Annotated in this window: 15 protein-coding genes and 1 tRNA gene; 8 read left to right on the top strand and 8 right to left on the bottom strand. The window is 65.3% G+C overall.

What is annotated here, in order from left to right:
* Positions 1–44 precede the first annotated feature (44 nt).
* The 3 genes from OG405_RS22600 to OG405_RS22590 form a co-directional block, all read right to left on the bottom strand.
* Positions 45–458, bottom strand: a complete 414-nt coding sequence (locus tag OG405_RS22600) for a hypothetical protein (RefSeq protein WP_327148460.1) — start codon at positions 456–458, stop codon at positions 45–47.
* 185 nt (positions 459–643) lie between these two features.
* Complete coding sequence (locus tag OG405_RS22595; RefSeq protein ID WP_327148459.1) at positions 644–889, bottom strand: hypothetical protein; 246 nt, start codon at positions 887–889, stop codon at positions 644–646.
* Positions 890–1,036: 147 nt separating this feature from the next.
* Positions 1,037–2,239 carry a helix-turn-helix transcriptional regulator gene (locus OG405_RS22590; RefSeq protein ID WP_327148458.1) on the bottom strand — a complete coding sequence of 401 codons (1,203 nt, stop codon included), beginning with the start codon at positions 2,237–2,239 and terminating at the stop codon, positions 1,037–1,039.
* Positions 2,240–2,457: 218 nt separating this feature from the next.
* Here OG405_RS22590 and OG405_RS22585 point away from each other — a divergent pair, with 218 nt between their 5' ends.
* The 3 genes from OG405_RS22585 to OG405_RS22575 all read left to right on the top strand — a co-directional run bounded on the left by OG405_RS22585 (position 2,458) and on the right by OG405_RS22575 (position 3,702).
* Positions 2,458–2,778: a hypothetical protein gene (locus tag OG405_RS22585; RefSeq protein ID WP_327148457.1), complete on the top strand. Its 321-nt coding sequence runs from the start codon at positions 2,458–2,460 to the stop codon at positions 2,776–2,778.
* 241 nt (positions 2,779–3,019) lie between these two features.
* A complete protein-coding gene (locus OG405_RS22580) occupies positions 3,020–3,271 on the top strand; it encodes a CopG family transcriptional regulator (RefSeq protein ID WP_068048532.1) in 252 nt (83 codons plus the stop codon).
* The gene (locus OG405_RS22575; protein WP_327148456.1) at positions 3,268–3,702 is read left to right on the top strand and encodes a type II toxin-antitoxin system VapC family toxin; all 435 of its coding nucleotides are present in this window, start codon (positions 3,268–3,270) and stop codon (positions 3,700–3,702) included. Before OG405_RS22580 ends, OG405_RS22575 begins: the two co-directional genes overlap by 4 nt.
* 149 nt (positions 3,703–3,851) lie before the next feature.
* Here the strand turns inward: OG405_RS22575 and OG405_RS22570 are convergent, their stop codons facing one another.
* The 3 genes from OG405_RS22570 to OG405_RS22560 form a co-directional block, all read right to left on the bottom strand.
* Complete coding sequence (locus tag OG405_RS22570; RefSeq protein ID WP_327148455.1) at positions 3,852–4,712, bottom strand: TIGR03619 family F420-dependent LLM class oxidoreductase; 861 nt, start codon at positions 4,710–4,712, stop codon at positions 3,852–3,854.
* Between the two features lie 381 nt (positions 4,713–5,093).
* The gene (locus OG405_RS22565; protein ID WP_327148454.1) at positions 5,094–5,702 is read right to left on the bottom strand and encodes a hypothetical protein; all 609 of its coding nucleotides are present in this window, start codon (positions 5,700–5,702) and stop codon (positions 5,094–5,096) included.
* Positions 5,703–5,723: 21 nt separating this feature from the next.
* The gene (locus tag OG405_RS22560) at positions 5,724–7,232 is read right to left on the bottom strand and encodes an MDR family MFS transporter (RefSeq protein WP_327148453.1); all 1,509 of its coding nucleotides are present in this window, start codon (positions 7,230–7,232) and stop codon (positions 5,724–5,726) included.
* Positions 7,233–7,348: 116 nt separating this feature from the next.
* On the opposite strand from OG405_RS22560, the gene OG405_RS22555 reads away from it, so the two are divergent.
* The 4 genes from OG405_RS22555 to OG405_RS22540 all read left to right on the top strand — a co-directional run bounded on the left by OG405_RS22555 (position 7,349) and on the right by OG405_RS22540 (position 10,313).
* Positions 7,349–8,086, top strand: coding sequence for a TetR/AcrR family transcriptional regulator (locus OG405_RS22555; protein WP_327148452.1), 738 nt, complete (start codon positions 7,349–7,351; stop codon positions 8,084–8,086).
* A gap of 20 nt (positions 8,087–8,106) precedes the next feature.
* Complete coding sequence (locus OG405_RS22550; RefSeq protein ID WP_327148451.1) at positions 8,107–8,487, top strand: hypothetical protein; 381 nt, start codon at positions 8,107–8,109, stop codon at positions 8,485–8,487.
* Positions 8,488–8,562: 75 nt separating this feature from the next.
* Positions 8,563–9,384: an alpha/beta fold hydrolase gene (locus tag OG405_RS22545; protein WP_327148450.1), complete on the top strand. Its 822-nt coding sequence runs from the start codon at positions 8,563–8,565 to the stop codon at positions 9,382–9,384.
* 605 nt (positions 9,385–9,989) lie between these two features.
* A complete protein-coding gene (locus OG405_RS22540; RefSeq protein WP_327148449.1) occupies positions 9,990–10,313 on the top strand; it encodes a DUF4288 domain-containing protein in 324 nt (107 codons plus the stop codon).
* A gap of 844 nt (positions 10,314–11,157) precedes the next feature.
* Here the strand turns inward: OG405_RS22540 and OG405_RS22535 are convergent.
* Both OG405_RS22535 and OG405_RS22530 read right to left on the bottom strand, forming a co-directional pair.
* A tRNA-Arg gene (locus OG405_RS22535) sits at positions 11,158–11,230 on the bottom strand.
* 77 nt (positions 11,231–11,307) lie between these two features.
* Positions 11,308–12,768, bottom strand: a complete 1,461-nt coding sequence (locus tag OG405_RS22530; protein WP_327148448.1) for a flavin-containing monooxygenase — start codon at positions 12,766–12,768, stop codon at positions 11,308–11,310.
* A gap of 565 nt (positions 12,769–13,333) precedes the next feature.
* On the opposite strand from OG405_RS22530, the gene OG405_RS22525 reads away from it, so the two are divergent.
* Positions 13,334–14,971 carry a long-chain fatty acid--CoA ligase gene (locus OG405_RS22525; RefSeq protein ID WP_327148447.1) on the top strand — a complete coding sequence of 546 codons (1,638 nt, stop codon included), beginning with the start codon at positions 13,334–13,336 and terminating at the stop codon, positions 14,969–14,971.
* Positions 14,972–15,021 lie beyond the last annotated feature (50 nt).

Raw genomic sequence — 15,021 nt, 5'->3', positions numbered from 1 at the left:
GGCGATTACCGACGGTTCGGGCGCTCGGTATCCGAACTCTGGCGTCAGATGATGTGATCGTGGCCGGAGCGGCGTTCGTGGTCGATCTCTCTGTCGCGTTCGCGGTCGCTCTGATAGTCGGTTTTGGCGTTCACGTTCCACGAGAGCGGGTGTGCGCCGGGTCCGCAGTCCAGGCTCAACCGGATTGTGGATTCGGGGCGGATCCGTGCCTCCTGGGTCAGCGGGCGGAGGTCGCTGCACAGTACAAATGCTCCGGCGGTTGCCGGGCCCACATCGGTATTCGTGCATTCGAGATCGACACGGCTGTCGACCGGGACCTGTGTGCAGAACGCGTCACCGGGCGGCAGCGCCCGAGCGGGCCCCGCGCCGACGGTCGTCGATACCGCCATGGCCGCGAGACCGGACATCGCCGCGCCCACGATCGATAACCGCCGGGCACTTCTCTTGGGAATGGACACCGAGCTTCTCTCTTTCGCTGCACTACAAGGCAATTTCCGAAATTGTATGTATCCGGAGCCGAACTACCAGCGGCGGGAAGAATTCCCGACGATGGTCATCGTCCAGGTAATCAGGATGGCGGAATTCTCCAGCCGGGCCTGGCCATGGGCTGCTCGGCCCGAGCGATCGTGGCGTCTGTCGAGGGTCAGCCCTGGTCGGCTGTCGATATCCGGTCGTCGGTCGAGGCGGCGGCTGGGGTCGGGCGGTCTGTTCGCAGCAGGGCAGCTATGAGGACGGCGCCGAGGACGAGGATGACGGCCGCGATCGTGAGCGCGAAGGAAAAGCCCGCCGAATCAGCGGAACCGGCCGAGGCGCCACCGTGGCGTTCGGCCACTGTGACCAGGGCCGCGACGCCGATCGCGCCACCGAGCTGCTGCACAGAGCTGAACAACGCCGAGCCGAGGCCGGCGTTCTCCGCGTTGGTGCCGGTGACCGCGGCCGCCGTCAGGACCGGCAGGCTCAGCCCGCATCCTCACCTCGTCCGCACTCGCCGCGTCGGAATTACCGTTTTCTACGTGACGCGGCGGCCGGCACTTGGTCAGGGCACTACGCCTACGCGCTGCGCCAGCCGTCCCAGGTCCCCCGTGGTGAGATCGCGCTGAGCCTGGCGCAGCATCGAGCCCACCAGCTCACGCACCGGCGCCATCCCGCGCACGTGTTGAGGCGCGGCGTGCTCTCCCCGCAGCAGCGCGTTCAATGCCGCACGGTGATCGCGCTTCATCGCGTGCGCACGGCCCAGTTCGACGAAGAACTGAGCGTGGCGGACTCCGTTCGGGAGGTCGGCCGGAGTCAGGGTCTCCGCGATCCGCAGCGCTTCGGCGGGCTCCCGCCGCTCGACGGCCGAACTCATTTGCCACAGCGCAACGTTGGCCGGACCGAACGTGCGATTGCGCGCGGTACTCGGTCCCGACGGTGCGTCGGCCAGCCGCTCCGCCAGTTCCGCCGCCTCCTCGAGATGTGATGCCGCATCTGCTCCGGCCAGGGTCTCCGCGAACCCGGCCTGTAGGCGTGCCATCCCGACCGTCTCCAGCTCCCCGCGCGTGCGCGCGTCGGTGGTCAGCCGGTCGGCCGCCCCGCTCGCAGTTGTCAGGGACGCTGCGAGTGCACCGGGGCGCGCCGCCAGAATCTGACTCTTGAGGAACTGCGCGGCGGCGACCGGGGCCAGTGAATCGGCGCGCTCGGCGGCCCGCTCGGATTCCCGCACGGCCGTCCACGCCAGGGCATCATGGCCACGCTGTCGGAGCGCAGAGGACACCCCATAGGTGGTGGTCGCCAGCAGGTCCCACGCCGCCGTGCTGCCGTCGCCGGTCAGCCTGTATGCATCGGTCAACAGATCGGGCAGCAGCGGACCCAGCGCCGCATAGTCCCCGGCATGGCGCAGCCGCGACGCCAGTTCGACCGCCTCCGTCAGTTCGTCCAGGGTGCGTGGCGGGCGGGTGTCGGTGATATTGCCCTGTGTCCACAGCGCGGTTTCGATATCGGGGACCGACCGGTGAAATGCGCTGGTGGACGGGTCTATCCGGTCCTCGTCGCCGGTGAGGTCGCCGAGTGTGCAGCCGAGTGCGCCGGCCAGCGCCAACAGGGTGCGCCGGGAGTCGACCGGCCGTAGCCCGGTCTCGTACTTGGCCAGCACCGAGCGGCCGATACCTGCGCGGTCGGCAAGCACCTGCTGTGAGATTCCGCGCCGCGCCCGGATCTGGCGCACCCGTTGCCCTATGTAGGTGTCCGGTTCGTCGGTCATGCCGCGCACCTGCGCTTTCCCTGTCGAGTACCCACGCCTCGAGTGCATTGTCCCCTATGTCTCAGGCGACGTCCTGGCGACCGGACGCGGACCCAGATGTTCCCTCCGGGAACAATTTCCGCTCGTCTCGGCATGACGCTCTGCACAGCCCCGCCGCCGAGTGGTCGAGCCCTCGGCGGCGGGTGCCTACCAGCCGGGGATACGACAGGGGACCCACGATGCAGAGCGAGACACCGAAGGCGATCGGCCTGATTCGCAAGGACGCGCACGGCAACGGAATAGATATCCACCAGGTGGCGCAGCGCTACGGCTACCGCCTGGTGCACACCGTGTATCTGGACTGCGGGCCACTGGCGACCGCGCTCATCCTGACCGGCGCTCTGGTGGAGCACAACGCCATCGCCGTGATCGTGCCGTCGTTCGAGCACGCTGACCCGGTGCGGAACATGATCACCGAACGGGCGGCGCTGGCGACCCCGATGCAGGTGTATCCGCGCGGGTACCGGTGGCCGATCGTCGATATGGACCGACGGTGGTAACCGCGCTCGGCCTGGCGGTGGCGGTGGGGTTGCCGCTGGGCGTACTGCTCTGGGCAGTGTTCTGGCCCCAGCCGGGCCGGGACGACGACGGTGGTTCCGACCACCCATAACTCTGTGCGGTGACGACCGCTCGAATACTCGTTCCGTGACCAATGGGGAGAAGGCGGTTTATATCGGATCTGAGGAGCGCGGCTGATTTGGGGCGCGCCCCACAATGTTATGGTGCGGGTACCATAACCTTATGGGCCTGAAGAAGACGACGGTCATGGTCGACGAGGCCGACCTCGAGCTGGTGAAGATGGCCGCGGCACGTGAAGGGCGGCCGGAGTCCGAGTATTTTCGTGAAGCTTTTCATCTGGCCGCGATACGCACTCGCCGATGGGATGAGGAGTGGGATATTCCCGTACTCGACTACGGGCATGCGGTGTCGGCGGATGAAATCGATAGCACTGTGCGAGAAGCGATCATCAACACCGAATCCGATGCTGGATGATCGTGATCGGCGACACCTCAGGTCTGGTCGCCGCTATCAACTCCGCGGATCCCGAGCACGTCCGCGCGCGCGCAGCGCTACAGCAGGCGGCGCTGACCATCGTCTCCCCACTCGTATTGCTCGAAGTCGAACACATCACCACCCGAAATCTCGATCGTCGAGCCGCATATGCGGTTAATGATTGGTTATTGGCGCAGGAGCGCACCGGACGCATCGAAGTACCAACGGTCTCGGCGGACTTGTTGCGGGTCGCGCGCAGGGTGCAGAACAAGTACCTGGCCTTGCACCTGGATCTCACAGACGCTACCAATGTTTCATTGGCGGAACGATACGAAACCGTGGCGGTATTGACACTCGACCGACGTGATTTCCGCGCAATCAGCCCGCTTACCGGTGATGCCGCGTTCCGCCTGTTGCCCGATGATCTCTAGACCCGACAAACAGGCGAGATACCCGCTGGATTCCGGGCACTGCGTCGCACCCCGAGCCGGCGATATTCGCGCTCTCGGTGTTGTCGGGAGTCTGGAGCGAGCCGACGCCGCCGTCGAAACCTTTCACAGCGGCGAAGGCGCTGCCGACCTCATTGACGAATGGTGAGGAACCGTTCGGCGAATCGGGATAGTTCGTCGCGCTGCTCGTTCGGGTCGGGGGAGCCGGCGCTCATCACCACCCGGTCCACGCCCTGCGCGGTGAAGGCGGCGAGCCGCTCGTCGGTCATGTCGAATCCGCTCCAGCGGGTGTACTCGAGGCGTTCGGGGTCGCGTCCGGCTTCGGTGGCGGTCACCCGCGCCAGCTCCCACTGGGACATGCGCTCGTCCGGGAGCAGGGCACCCCCGGCGAAGTATCCATCGCCCCGCAATCCGGTGCGCCGTGCCGCCGCGCGGCTCGAGCCGCCGATATGAATCGGAAGCGTGGTGTCGCGATAGGGCTGCGGGAACTGGACGAGGTTGTCGAAGGCGAAGAACTCGCCGTGGAAGGACACGCCCTCTTCGTTACCGGACCACAGCAGCCTCAAGATTTCGATGGCCTCATCAGCCCTCCGGCCCCGGGTCCGGTAGTCGACTCCAGTGGCCGTGGCCTCGACTGGGAGAGATCCCAGCCCCACGGTCAGCAATCGCATCCGTCCCTTGGACAAGACGTCGATGGTGGCCAGCTGTTTGGCCAGGACGACGGGGTGTCGGTAGGGCAGCAGCAGGACGCCGGTGCCCAGAAGGAGCCGATCGGTGGCCGCCGCGACGTAGGCGAGCGTGTCGAGCGGGTCGAGGAACGGCAGCGTGGGCGGAACCTCGAAACCGTGTAGCTGCGCTCCCGGATGCAAGACCAGGTGCTCGGGCAGATACAGCCCTTCGAACCCGCACGCTTCGGCGTGCCGCGCGTAGTCCGCGATCTGATCGGGATCGGTCCCGAGGTGGGCGGTGCTGTAGCTGACGGCGAATTTCATTCTCTGCCTTCTGGTCGGGCCGGCTGGTGGTTCACGGGGTATCCGACGAGCACAACCGACTCCGCGGTCAACCGAGTCCCGCTGCGAGGAAATTCCCCGCAGACGCATCCGCACAACCATGGAGATCGGGTGTTGCACCAACCCGACAGGCACCCGGCTGCAGCCAGGACCGTGGGGACGTGGGGAATGCCTCCCGGCGGGAAGCCCTCTCACAGGCCAGCCCCTACCCGGACGAGGAGCTGCGGCATCGCCGGCGCAGACATCGAGGGATCCTGCCGCGTGCGCGCCACCGGCACCGTCATAAGTGACAGGACTCAGAGCCGTAACGTTGTCACGCTTGCCGCCATGATCATCGGGCGATCACAGCTGTCCGATCTTTAGCTACCGCCGTCGGGCTGCATGGATTCGGCACCTGGCGCCTGGACCGTGGACGAGCCCGGGAAAGTTCTGAATCTTCTGCCATCGGTCTCCTGTGAACGGTGTATTCACAAAGGTGACGTGGTCGGCGACGTCGGCCCATGCGGAGCAGTTCAGGACGCTCGCACCGCGGACATGCAGGAACTGCCCGAGTAGTCCAGGAATAGGAAGCTGATGCGACTGCAGGGCCTCACTCATCAGGTCGGTCCACTGACGGCCGTCTTCGGAAGACCGGAAATCGAAGGTGCTCACCACTACACAGCCGATCGGCCGGACGTCGTCGAAAACCGAGCTGTGCCGCAGTCTGTAGGTATCGGCTTCGCGCGGCCATGAATCACCCTGTGGCGGCTCGGCTTCGGCAGCACTCCACTGCCGGTAGGCGATCACTGAATCACCACTCATGTTCACCAGGCACATCAGCGAAAGCAGCCCGTCCGGTCGGTCGTGCCATGACGCCATCACCTGCTGTGCGGTCGTGGAGATCTGTGGCGGGCTGTCCACGTGATGACGATCGATGGTCACCATCATGTCGGAGCCCGCCAGATCCTGGAGTGAGTATTTCGTCTGGTTCACGACTTCTCCTTCGACTTTGTATCAGTGCTGTTGGGTGAGTGGCGTGTCGCGGAGGAATGCAGCGAGGCAGACGATGACCGCGGAACAGATGCCCGCGACAAGAAACGTATCGGCGACTCCCGTGGCGACGGCCGCGCGCGCCGCCTCCCGCATCTGCCCGGGCAGGACTGCGACATCGTTGTGCACGGCCGCTTCGCCGAACGACGCTCCAGTCCAGTGCGTTCCGCTGAGGGACCGGGTCAGCTGCCAGGTGTATACCGCGCCGAGCAGTGAAACGCCTAGTGAATTGCCCAGGTTCCTGGCGAGCATGGCTGTCGCGCTCGCTGCGCCGATATCGCTGACTGCCACGCTGTTCTGGGCGATGACCACGGTCAGCTGCATGAAACATCCCATGCCGACACCCACGGCGATCATCCCGGTGACAACGAGGAGCTGGGAGGTGTCCACGCCGATCCCGGCAAGCAGCATCGACCCCGCCGTCATCACCACACCCCCGCCGATCGGGTAGGCACGGAATCTTCCGGTTCGTGACACCAGGACACCGACCAGCGGTGCGGTTACCAGCATCCCGCCCAGCAGTGGTAGGAGCAGTAGGCCGCTGTTGGTAGCCGACGCCCCTTGGACGACTTGCTGATACAACGGCAGAAACGTCACCGCGCCGAACATCACCACGCCGCTGAGGAAGCCGAGTAGCGCGGCGAGACTGTAGTTTCGGCTCCTGAACAAGGTGAGCGGCACCACCGGTTCGGCCGCGCGTCGCTCCCAGGTGAAGAAGACACCGCCGGAGAGACATACGGCGACTGCCGAGGCGATCACCACCGAGGAAATCCCGTCACGGACGGCTGTCGTCAGCACGGTGAGCGCGATGATCCCGACCGCGAGCACCAGCATGCCGACCACGTCGACTTTTCGGCGATCCGGTGTCCGTGGTGGCAGTTTCAGTTGTGTCACCAGCAGGACCAGCGCTACTGCACCCAGCGGTAGATTCAGGTAGAAGGCCCAACGCCATCCGATTCGGTCGGCGCACAGGCCACCGATCACCGGCCCGGCGAGGATGGCCAACGGCATGATTATCGCCATCAGGCCCTGATACTTCGCCCGCTGCCGGGGTGCTACCAATTCACCGACGATCGCGATGCCGCCGACCAGGAGCCCGCCCGCGCCGAGCCCCTGTACGGCACGGAATGCGATCAGCTGGGCCAGGGTTTGCGCGGCGCCGCACAACGCCGATCCGGCGAGGAACAGCGAAAATGATGCCAGGAAGAGCTTTTTTCGGTCGAACAGATCCCCCAGCTTTCCCCAGATCGGTGTCGTTACGGCGGTGGCCACCGCGAATGCCGTCACCACCAGCGATAGATCGGCGAAACCGCCGAGCTCCTGCGCGATGGTCGGAAGTGTGGTGGCGACAATGGTGAAGTCGAGGTTCGCCACCAAAAACGCGATGACGAGGCCGCTCATCGCCGCATAGATCCCGCGCCGTGGCGACGGTTCCTGCGAGGTAGGGGCCTCTTCGCGTGGTTCGACAGACATGTCCAACTCCGATGTACGGTGTATTCGTGTTCGTACAATGTATCTCTAGAGGTACGTTGTACGAAACGATGTTAGGATCGGCAACACATCAACCGAGAGGGCAGTCCGTGGCAGGTGTGAGTGACAGATCCGGGAGCAAGCACACCGGTGGCGGCACCATCTGGGAACGGCTCGGCGAGCAACCGCCGGCCTCGCCTCGTGTGCCCCTGAGCCATGATCGGATCGCGCTGACGGCAATCGAGCTCGCCGACAGTACGGGCTTGGCAGGAGTGTCCATGCGTCAGCTGGCCGAACAGCTCGGCGTGCCGACGATGGCCCCCTACCGCTATATCTCGAGCAAGGACGACCTGTTCGAGCTGATGATCGATATGGTGCACGCCGACCTCGCGCTGCCATCACCATCGACGGGATGGGAACAGGTGCTGCGCGCCTACGCAAGGCAGATCCGCGAGGTTACCCTCTGCCATCCCTGGCTGGTCCAGATATATGCCCGGCTACCAGGAGTCCTGACTCCGCGTATGGCCGACATCGCTGAGCAGGCACTTGCGGCGATGAAGCCCCTGAGCGTCGACGTCGATACGAAGATGGCAATCCTCGCGACGGTCACCGCTTTCACTCATGGCGCGGCCGCGGCCGAGGTGGCGCAGCGGCTGCTGATGGACCGGCGTGGCTGGGACTCCGACGACGATGTTCGCAGCGCGTATCACCCGTATATGGCCGAGCTCACCAGCTCCGGCCGCTATCCGGCGCTGTCGGACTACCTGGTCGACGGATCCAACGACGACGGCGCCGCATGGCAATTCGAATTCGGTCTGACCTGCGTGCTCGATGGAATCGAGTCCAACCTGTCATGACAACAACATCCCCTCGCCAAGTGGCGGGAATCATCGCGGACGCCTGTACCAAGGTGTTCCTCGCGGTCATCTACACCGCTGGCGCCGCAGCACTCGGCCATCGGCTCGGCGTTGAAGCCTGGCTGATGATTGCCTGCGCAGCTGCCCTGCTGATCTGCGGCGGAATCGAGATCGGGTACGTCCGCAGCCGTCCGGTGCGCACCTATACGCGACTCATGGTTACCTACGACACCGGCTGGGTGCTGGCGACAATCGCCGGCCTGCTTCTCGCATGGCAGGGCAGCAATGCCGCCGGTGAGGTCTGGATCGGATACCAGGCGGCAGGCGCCATCGTGTTCGCCGCACTGCTGGTGGTCGCGCGCGCTCCCGGTTCGGCGTTCGGCGGCACCGCGAGTCCATGACCTCCGAGGTCATCGCCTGACCGCATTGCCTCGATTAGCGTCGGCACCGTTGGTGATGGGACAGCGATCGGAGCGATGATGAACAGTGGCGGCGAGGTGGCCGCGGTGACCGAAGGTTCGCTGCGGCACGGCATGCCGTATCTGGCGTTCGGTAGTGGCCGGCCGCTGGTGTTTCTGCGCTGGTTCACCCCCGATCATGCCAACCCGACCGGGCGGATGCGGTCCTCGGAACTGAAAAAGCTGGCCGGTCTTGCCCGGCATTTCCGGGTGTATGTGGTGGGCCGGGCGCCGGGTACAGCGGCTGGTGCCACCATGTCCGGTCTCGGCGACGAGCATGCAGACGCTTTGCACGCCCAATTCGGCGAACCGGTTGATGTCCTCGGTGTGTCCTCCGGCGGTTCGATAGCCCTGCAGCTGGCCGCCGATCATCCCGATGTGGTGCGCAAACTCGTTGTGGTGTCAGCGGCGTGCCGGTTGGATCCGGTTCTGCGGACCGGTCAGCGCCGCTATGCGGAGGCAATACTGGCGGGTAGGCGCGGGCTACACCACTTGGCGCCGGCCACCGTCGCCAATCCGGTAGGCGCCCGGCTGGCCGGGGCAGCGATGTGGCTGGCCGATCCACTGGTTCGGCCGAAGGTACCGGCCGACACCCACCACTTCTTGGTGGCCGAGGGCGGTTTCGATCTCACCGGAAGGCTCGGCGAGATCACGGTGCCCACCTTGATCGTCGGCGGCGACCGCGATGGCTCCTACAGCACCGAGACCTTCCGGCACACCGCCGACGGCATCCCGGACGCGCGTCTGATCCTGTACCCGCGCACCGGCCATATCGGCACCGTCTCGCATCCACGTTTCGTGGGCGACGTCGTTCGATTCCTCGGCGATTCGAAGCTGTAGCCGCCGTGAGGGCGGTAGTGGCCGAGTACCCACCGGCCGATGGCCGGGACGGCGGCGGTGTGCGGCGCAGCACCTCGTTTTCTTGCTCCAGAAGACGGTCACGGTGACGCAGTTCCCGCAGTTCCGCCGACTCGCCGGTCGTGCCGCGGCCCGGCTTTTCTCCAGCACCGATATCGGCTTGTCGCATCCATTTCGACAATATCGCCGGGTGGACCCCGAAAATCGGCCGCGAACCGGTCGAACGTCACGCCGTCCTCACGGTTACGGGTAACCAAGACCACGTCATCGCGGAACTCTTTTCGGATACGGCTTCGGCACAGTGACATCCTCGAGCCTGCCCTCGGCAAGTTCGGTCGGAAACGCTTCGCAGGATTGTGCCCTCGGCGGGGCGTGTCGAACATGAGAACGGTGATGACCTGCGGTTTTCGGCCGGGCGGTTGGTGATCGAAGCCGAATATCAGCTATAGGTGGTGGTGCCGTCGTCTTGCGGTGCCGCTTGCCATCGTGCCTGGGCGACATCAAAGGCGGCAGCAGTGCGGTCCAGAAAAAGGGTTGGAAGCTGCTGAACGACAGTCGTTTCAAGAAGTAAGGTAAGGAGTGCGTTAGTGGCCAAGAGCCCATACATCGCCATCACACTGTTCAAGTTCACCTCCGACGCTCCGGACTACGTGCCCCTGTATAGGGAGGATGTGACCCTTCTGTACGCGGACACCGAAGCGGAAGCGCGAGAACTCGCCGAGAAGAACTTCCGGAGCGACGCGGAGACCTACAAAAACGAAGCCGGCTACAACGTAACCGTCACTCCGACGGCAGTGATCGACGTCGTGGCCGCATTGATCGACGACCTGTCCGAGGGCGGTGACTTGTATTCACGCCACTTCCATGACTTCGAGTCCTACTCGAAGTGGGAGCCAATGCTCAACGACTGAGTTTCCGACAATGACGTGATGACTATCGGTCGTGGGCTGCCGCCGCGGACACGTTCCCGGCACAGCCCACGACCATCGTCGTTTCAAGAGCCTCTGGGGCCATTGTTCGTCTCCGGTCTGCTCGACCGCGGACACGCTCCGAACACGAGAATCTGACCCGGTGGAACCGAACAACAGCGCGCCACGTCGAATGCTGTAGCAGAGCAAGTTTCGAACCGGCTCGCCACATCGACGAACAGACGGTGCAGGACGCGCCGGAGCAGGGGGAGGACTCAAATGCTGATGGATGTATCGGCGGTTCAGGGCATCGCCAGGGCCCTGGCCGCCGGGGATGCGGCTTGTGGTGCGCAAGGAACGACCACATTCGGGGGCGCAGTTCCCCGGCCGGTGTGGCTGGTCTCGAATCCCACAGGCGTGTCGGAAACGCGCTGTGCTGCATCATTGACCGTCCAGTCGTCGTCGCCGAGGTCGTCGAGAGCAGGCAGATGACCCGGCCGCTCTGACCGCAGTCGCAACCCGCATCGGATACGGCGCCAACGCCCGCCACGGCCGGGCGTTGCTGCGGACGCGCGTCACGGGCAGCGGTGCCAGCCTGCTGTTGTGTTGTCTGACGAGACTCCGACCGCGAAGATGCATCACACCTCAGGGCTACGGCAGGACCGTGCGGGGCGTCCCCGAAGTCGGTGGTCGGGCATGACCATTTCTCCGTTGGGCGCGCGTTCCCATGTTCGCTGTGCCCTATACGGCACACGGGCCAATGCGACTGACCTGCGGTTTTGTAATTCAGGCTCGTCAGGATCGCAAGGGCGAAGCCGCTGAACTGCGGAAACCTGTCGCAGGTTTGTGCCCTCGGCAGGATTCGAACCTGCGACACCCGCTTTAGGAGAGCGGTGCTCTATCCCCTGAGCTACGAGGGCCGGGCCGTGGCCGGTGGGAGGAGTCTACCGGGTCGTCCGCCGCGGGGCCGCATCGTGGGGAACGGCCCCGGTGAGCGTCACGCCGGGCGGCTGGTCTCGTAGTCGGCGGGGTCGAAGCGGCGGGTTTTCCAGCGGTAGAGGATCGTGGCCCCCGGCCAGTTGTTGGTGATGCGGCCCGAGGCGTTGCGGTACCAGCTGGAGCAGAAGTTCCAGGGGGTGTCCTTCAGGCGCTTCCGCAGCCAATCGTCCCACCGCTGTTCGGCTTCCGCGTGCGCGGATACGCCGTGGCCGGGGTTGTCGCGTAGGTATTCGATGGCCTGGCGGATGTAGCGGGCCTGCGATTCCAGCATGTAGACGATCGAACCGGAGCCGACATTGGTGTTCGGGCCGTACATCATGAACAGGTTGGGGAACTTCGGGACCGAGACGCCGAGGTAGGCGCGGGCGCCTTCGGCGGCCCAGGTGTCGGCGAGTTTGCGGCCGTCGGTGCCGTAGATGTTCATCGGGGCGAGGAATTCGGTGCCCTTGAAACCGGTGCCGTAGATGATGATGTCGACTTCGTGGTGGATTCCGTCGGCGGTGCGTACGCCCGTGGGGGTGATCTCGGTGATGGCGTTGGTCTCCACTGTTACGTTCGGCCGGGCCAGCGCGGGGAAGTAGTCGTTGGAGAACAGGGCCCGTTTACAGCCGGGGGCGTAGTCGGGGGTGAGCTTCTCGCGCAGGATCGGGTCGGGGACCTGCCGGGCGCGGTGGCCGTCGGCGACCTTCACCACCGGCTTCTGGATGGCCTGGATATCGGTGAGGGCCAGTGCCATCACTTCGAAGAACATCCACCAGCCGAAGCGTTCGGCCCAGCGGACCGGGGGGACGTACTTGAATACGGTGTGGTGGCGGGGTTCGTATGCGGCGTCGGCCTTGGGCAGTACCCAGGCGGCGGAACGCTGGAACAGGGTGAGGTGTTGCGCGAGTGGCTGGATGCGGGGGATGTACTGGATGGCGCTGGCGCCGGTGCCGATACAGGCGACGCGTTTACCGGTGAGGTCGGCGGAGTGGTCCCATTCGGCGGAGTGGAAGGCGGGGCCGGTGAAGGTGTCGATACCGGGGATGTTCGGCATGGCCGGCCGGGAGAGCTGGCCGACCGCGGAGATCAGGACCTCGGCGGTGAGTCGGTCACCGCCGGTGGTGCGGATCTGCCATTTCGCGCTCGCCTCGTCGTATTCGGCGTCGCTGATCTCGGTGCCGAAGCGGATATGGCGTTCGAGATCGTATTTGCCGACGATGCGGCGCATGTATTCGTGGATATCGGCCTGTTCGGAGAAGCGGCGGGGCCAGTCCGAGCGCGGCTCGAAGGACCAGGAGTACAGCGGGGACGGCACATCGCAGGCCGCGCCCGGGTAGGTGTTCTCCCGCCATACGCCGCCGAGGTCCTGGGCGCGTTCGACGATGGCGAAATCTCTCACGCCCGAACGCAGCAGTTCCAGTCCCATACCGAGCCCACCGAACCCGGCCCCGATGATGATGATCGACGGCGATGTCATGTTCTCAGAGTAGGTCGGTGCGCGGTGGGCCCGAAGAGAACGACGGACAAGGAATCGATATTTTCGGCCATCGAAAAGGGTCTTCCCGGGCGATGCGCGTGCATATGTAAGCGAGTGCTCGACAACTTCGGGTGATGAGGTCGCGGGGATATAACCGGTGGTCCGTGAGCTCCGGAGCTGCGGATATTCGTCCCATCAATGGGTCATGAACCCGGCTCGTGTCTCGTTTGGATGTCATTTCGTTATCTGACTTGGCGGCGGGCCGGATTCCCCGCTATCACAGTTGTGTGCTCGGCGGCGATGGCGCAATGCCGGTGGCCCGCAGGGGGCGTCGCGGGCATTGCGTCCCATCCCGCCGTCGGGCGCCGATCTCAGGGCTCCTCCGGCCCGCGCTGACCAGCGGTGCCCGGAAATCCTCCCGTTTCCGTCGACCTTCACCACGCCCGACTACTCCACGGTAGTGTTCGGCTGTGTGATGTGAGTCATGTCCGTTCCTGTGTCTCACCGGGACGGCCGGACTCACCGCACCGTCGCCCGCCGCCCAGATTAGTTAGGGGTATTTCCGATGCTGAGCACCATGATGGACGACCAGCTGTCATTGGCCACACTGCTGCGCTACGCGTCCACCTACGTCGGTGATTCCACAGTCTCCACCTGGACCGGGGACGGGGTGCGCACGATGACCTATCGCGAGGTCGGCGCGGATTCCGCACGCCTGGCCAACGCGCTGACCGACCTGGGTATCGGCGAGGGCGACCGCGTCGGCACCTTCATGTGGAACAACAACGAGCACTTCCTCGCCTATATCGCCATCCCGGCGATGGGCGCGGTGCTGCACGCGCTGAACATCCGGCTGTCGGCCGAGCAGCTGATCTACGTGGCCGATCACGCCGAAGATCAGGTGGTGCTGGTGGACGGCAGCCTGGTCCCGCTGTTCGACCAGTACCTACCGCAGCTGAAGAAGGTCCGGCATGTGATCGTGGTCAACGGTGATGTCGCGACGGTGCACGCGCCGGAGGGGGTGACCGTGCACGATTACGCGGAGCTGCTGGCGAAATACCCGGCGGAATACGACTTCCCGGTGCTGGACGAGCGCACGGCGTCGTCGATGTGCTACACCTCCGGCACCACCGGCGACCCCAAGGGCGTCGTCTACTCGCACCGGTCCAACTGGCTGCACGCCATGCAGGCCGTCATGCCCGCATCGATGGGTATCCGCAACGACGACACCATGCTCGCGATCGTTCCGCTGTTCCACGCCAACGCGTGGGGGCTGCCGTATGTGGCGCTGATGTCCGGCGCGAATCTGCTCATGCCGGACCGGTTCCTCCAACCGGCGCCGTTGCTGGAGATGATGGACGCGGTGCGGCCCACGTTCGCGGCGGCGGTGCCGACGATCTGGGGCGGGGTACTGGCCGGACTCAACGCCGCCCCGCAGGACATCTCCTATCTGAGCAGGGTCGTGGTGGGCGGTGCGGCCGCGCCGCCGTCGATGATGAAGGCGTTCGAGGAGAAGCACGGTGTCCGGGTGATCCACGCGTGGGGGATGACCGAGACCTCCCCCCTGGGCAGTGTCGCGCAGCCGCCGCAAGGGGTTACCGGGGAGGATGTCTGGGCGTACCGGGTGACCCAGGGGCGGTTCCCGGCCGGCGTCCGGGCTCGCCTGGTCGGTGACGACGGGAAAGTGGTGCCCGACGACGGCACTTCCCTGGGCGAGGTGGAGGTCCGCGGGCCCTGGATCACCGGCGCCTACTATTCGCCCGACGGTGCGGACGTGGATCCGAGCAAGTTCGACGACGGGTGGCTGCGTACCGGTGATGTGGGCAAGATCAGCCCGGACGGCTATCTGACCCTGGTGGACCGATCCAAGGATGTGATCAAGTCCGGCGGTGAGTGGATCTCCTCGGTGGATCTGGAGAACGCGGTGATGGGTCACCCGGCGGTGGCCGAAGCCGCGGTGGTCGGTATCCCGGATGAGAAATGGGACGAGCGCCCGCTGGTGGCGATCGTGGTGGCCGAGGGCGCGACGGTGGAACCGGCGGAACTGCGGGAGTTCCTCGCGGACCGCTTCGCGAAATGGCAGCTGCCGGAACACTGGGCCTTCATCACCGAGGTGCCCAAGACCAGTGTGGGCAAGTTCGACAAGAAGCGGCTGCGAGCGCAGCACGCGGATGGTGAGCTGACGGTCACGACCGTCAGCTGACGGCTCACCGGGCCGGGGTCGCCCGGTCCGGATAACGGGTCCCCGGCGCG

This window comes from Nocardia sp. NBC_01329 (assembly GCF_035956715.1).
In the GTDB taxonomy this organism is placed as follows: Bacteria; Actinomycetota; Actinomycetes; order Mycobacteriales; family Mycobacteriaceae; genus Nocardia.
This window is presented reverse-complemented; position numbering and strand designations above follow the sequence as displayed.

Bases quoted from the DNA above. Each gene is read 5' to 3' on its own strand.
- OG405_RS22590 (WP_327148458.1), bottom strand. From the start codon at position 2,239: ATGACCGACGAACCGGACACCTACATAGGGCAACGGGTGCGCCAGATC.
- OG405_RS22585 (WP_327148457.1), top strand. From the start codon at position 2,458: ATGCAGAGCGAGACACCGAAGGCGATCGGCCTGATTCGCAAGGACGCG.
- OG405_RS22580 (WP_068048532.1), top strand. From the start codon at position 3,020: ATGGGCCTGAAGAAGACGACGGTCATGGTCGACGAGGCCGACCTCGAG.
- OG405_RS22575 (WP_327148456.1), top strand. From the start codon at position 3,268: ATGATCGTGATCGGCGACACCTCAGGTCTGGTCGCCGCTATCAACTCC.
- OG405_RS22570 (WP_327148455.1), bottom strand. From the start codon at position 4,712: ATGAAATTCGCCGTCAGCTACAGCACCGCCCACCTCGGGACCGATCCC.
- OG405_RS22560 (WP_327148453.1), bottom strand. From the start codon at position 7,232: ATGTCTGTCGAACCACGCGAAGAGGCCCCTACCTCGCAGGAACCGTCG.
- OG405_RS22545 (WP_327148450.1), top strand. From the start codon at position 8,563: ATGATGAACAGTGGCGGCGAGGTGGCCGCGGTGACCGAAGGTTCGCTG.
- OG405_RS22530 (WP_327148448.1), bottom strand. From the start codon at position 12,768: ATGACATCGCCGTCGATCATCATCATCGGGGCCGGGTTCGGTGGGCTC.
- OG405_RS22525 (WP_327148447.1), top strand. From the start codon at position 13,334: ATGCTGAGCACCATGATGGACGACCAGCTGTCATTGGCCACACTGCTG.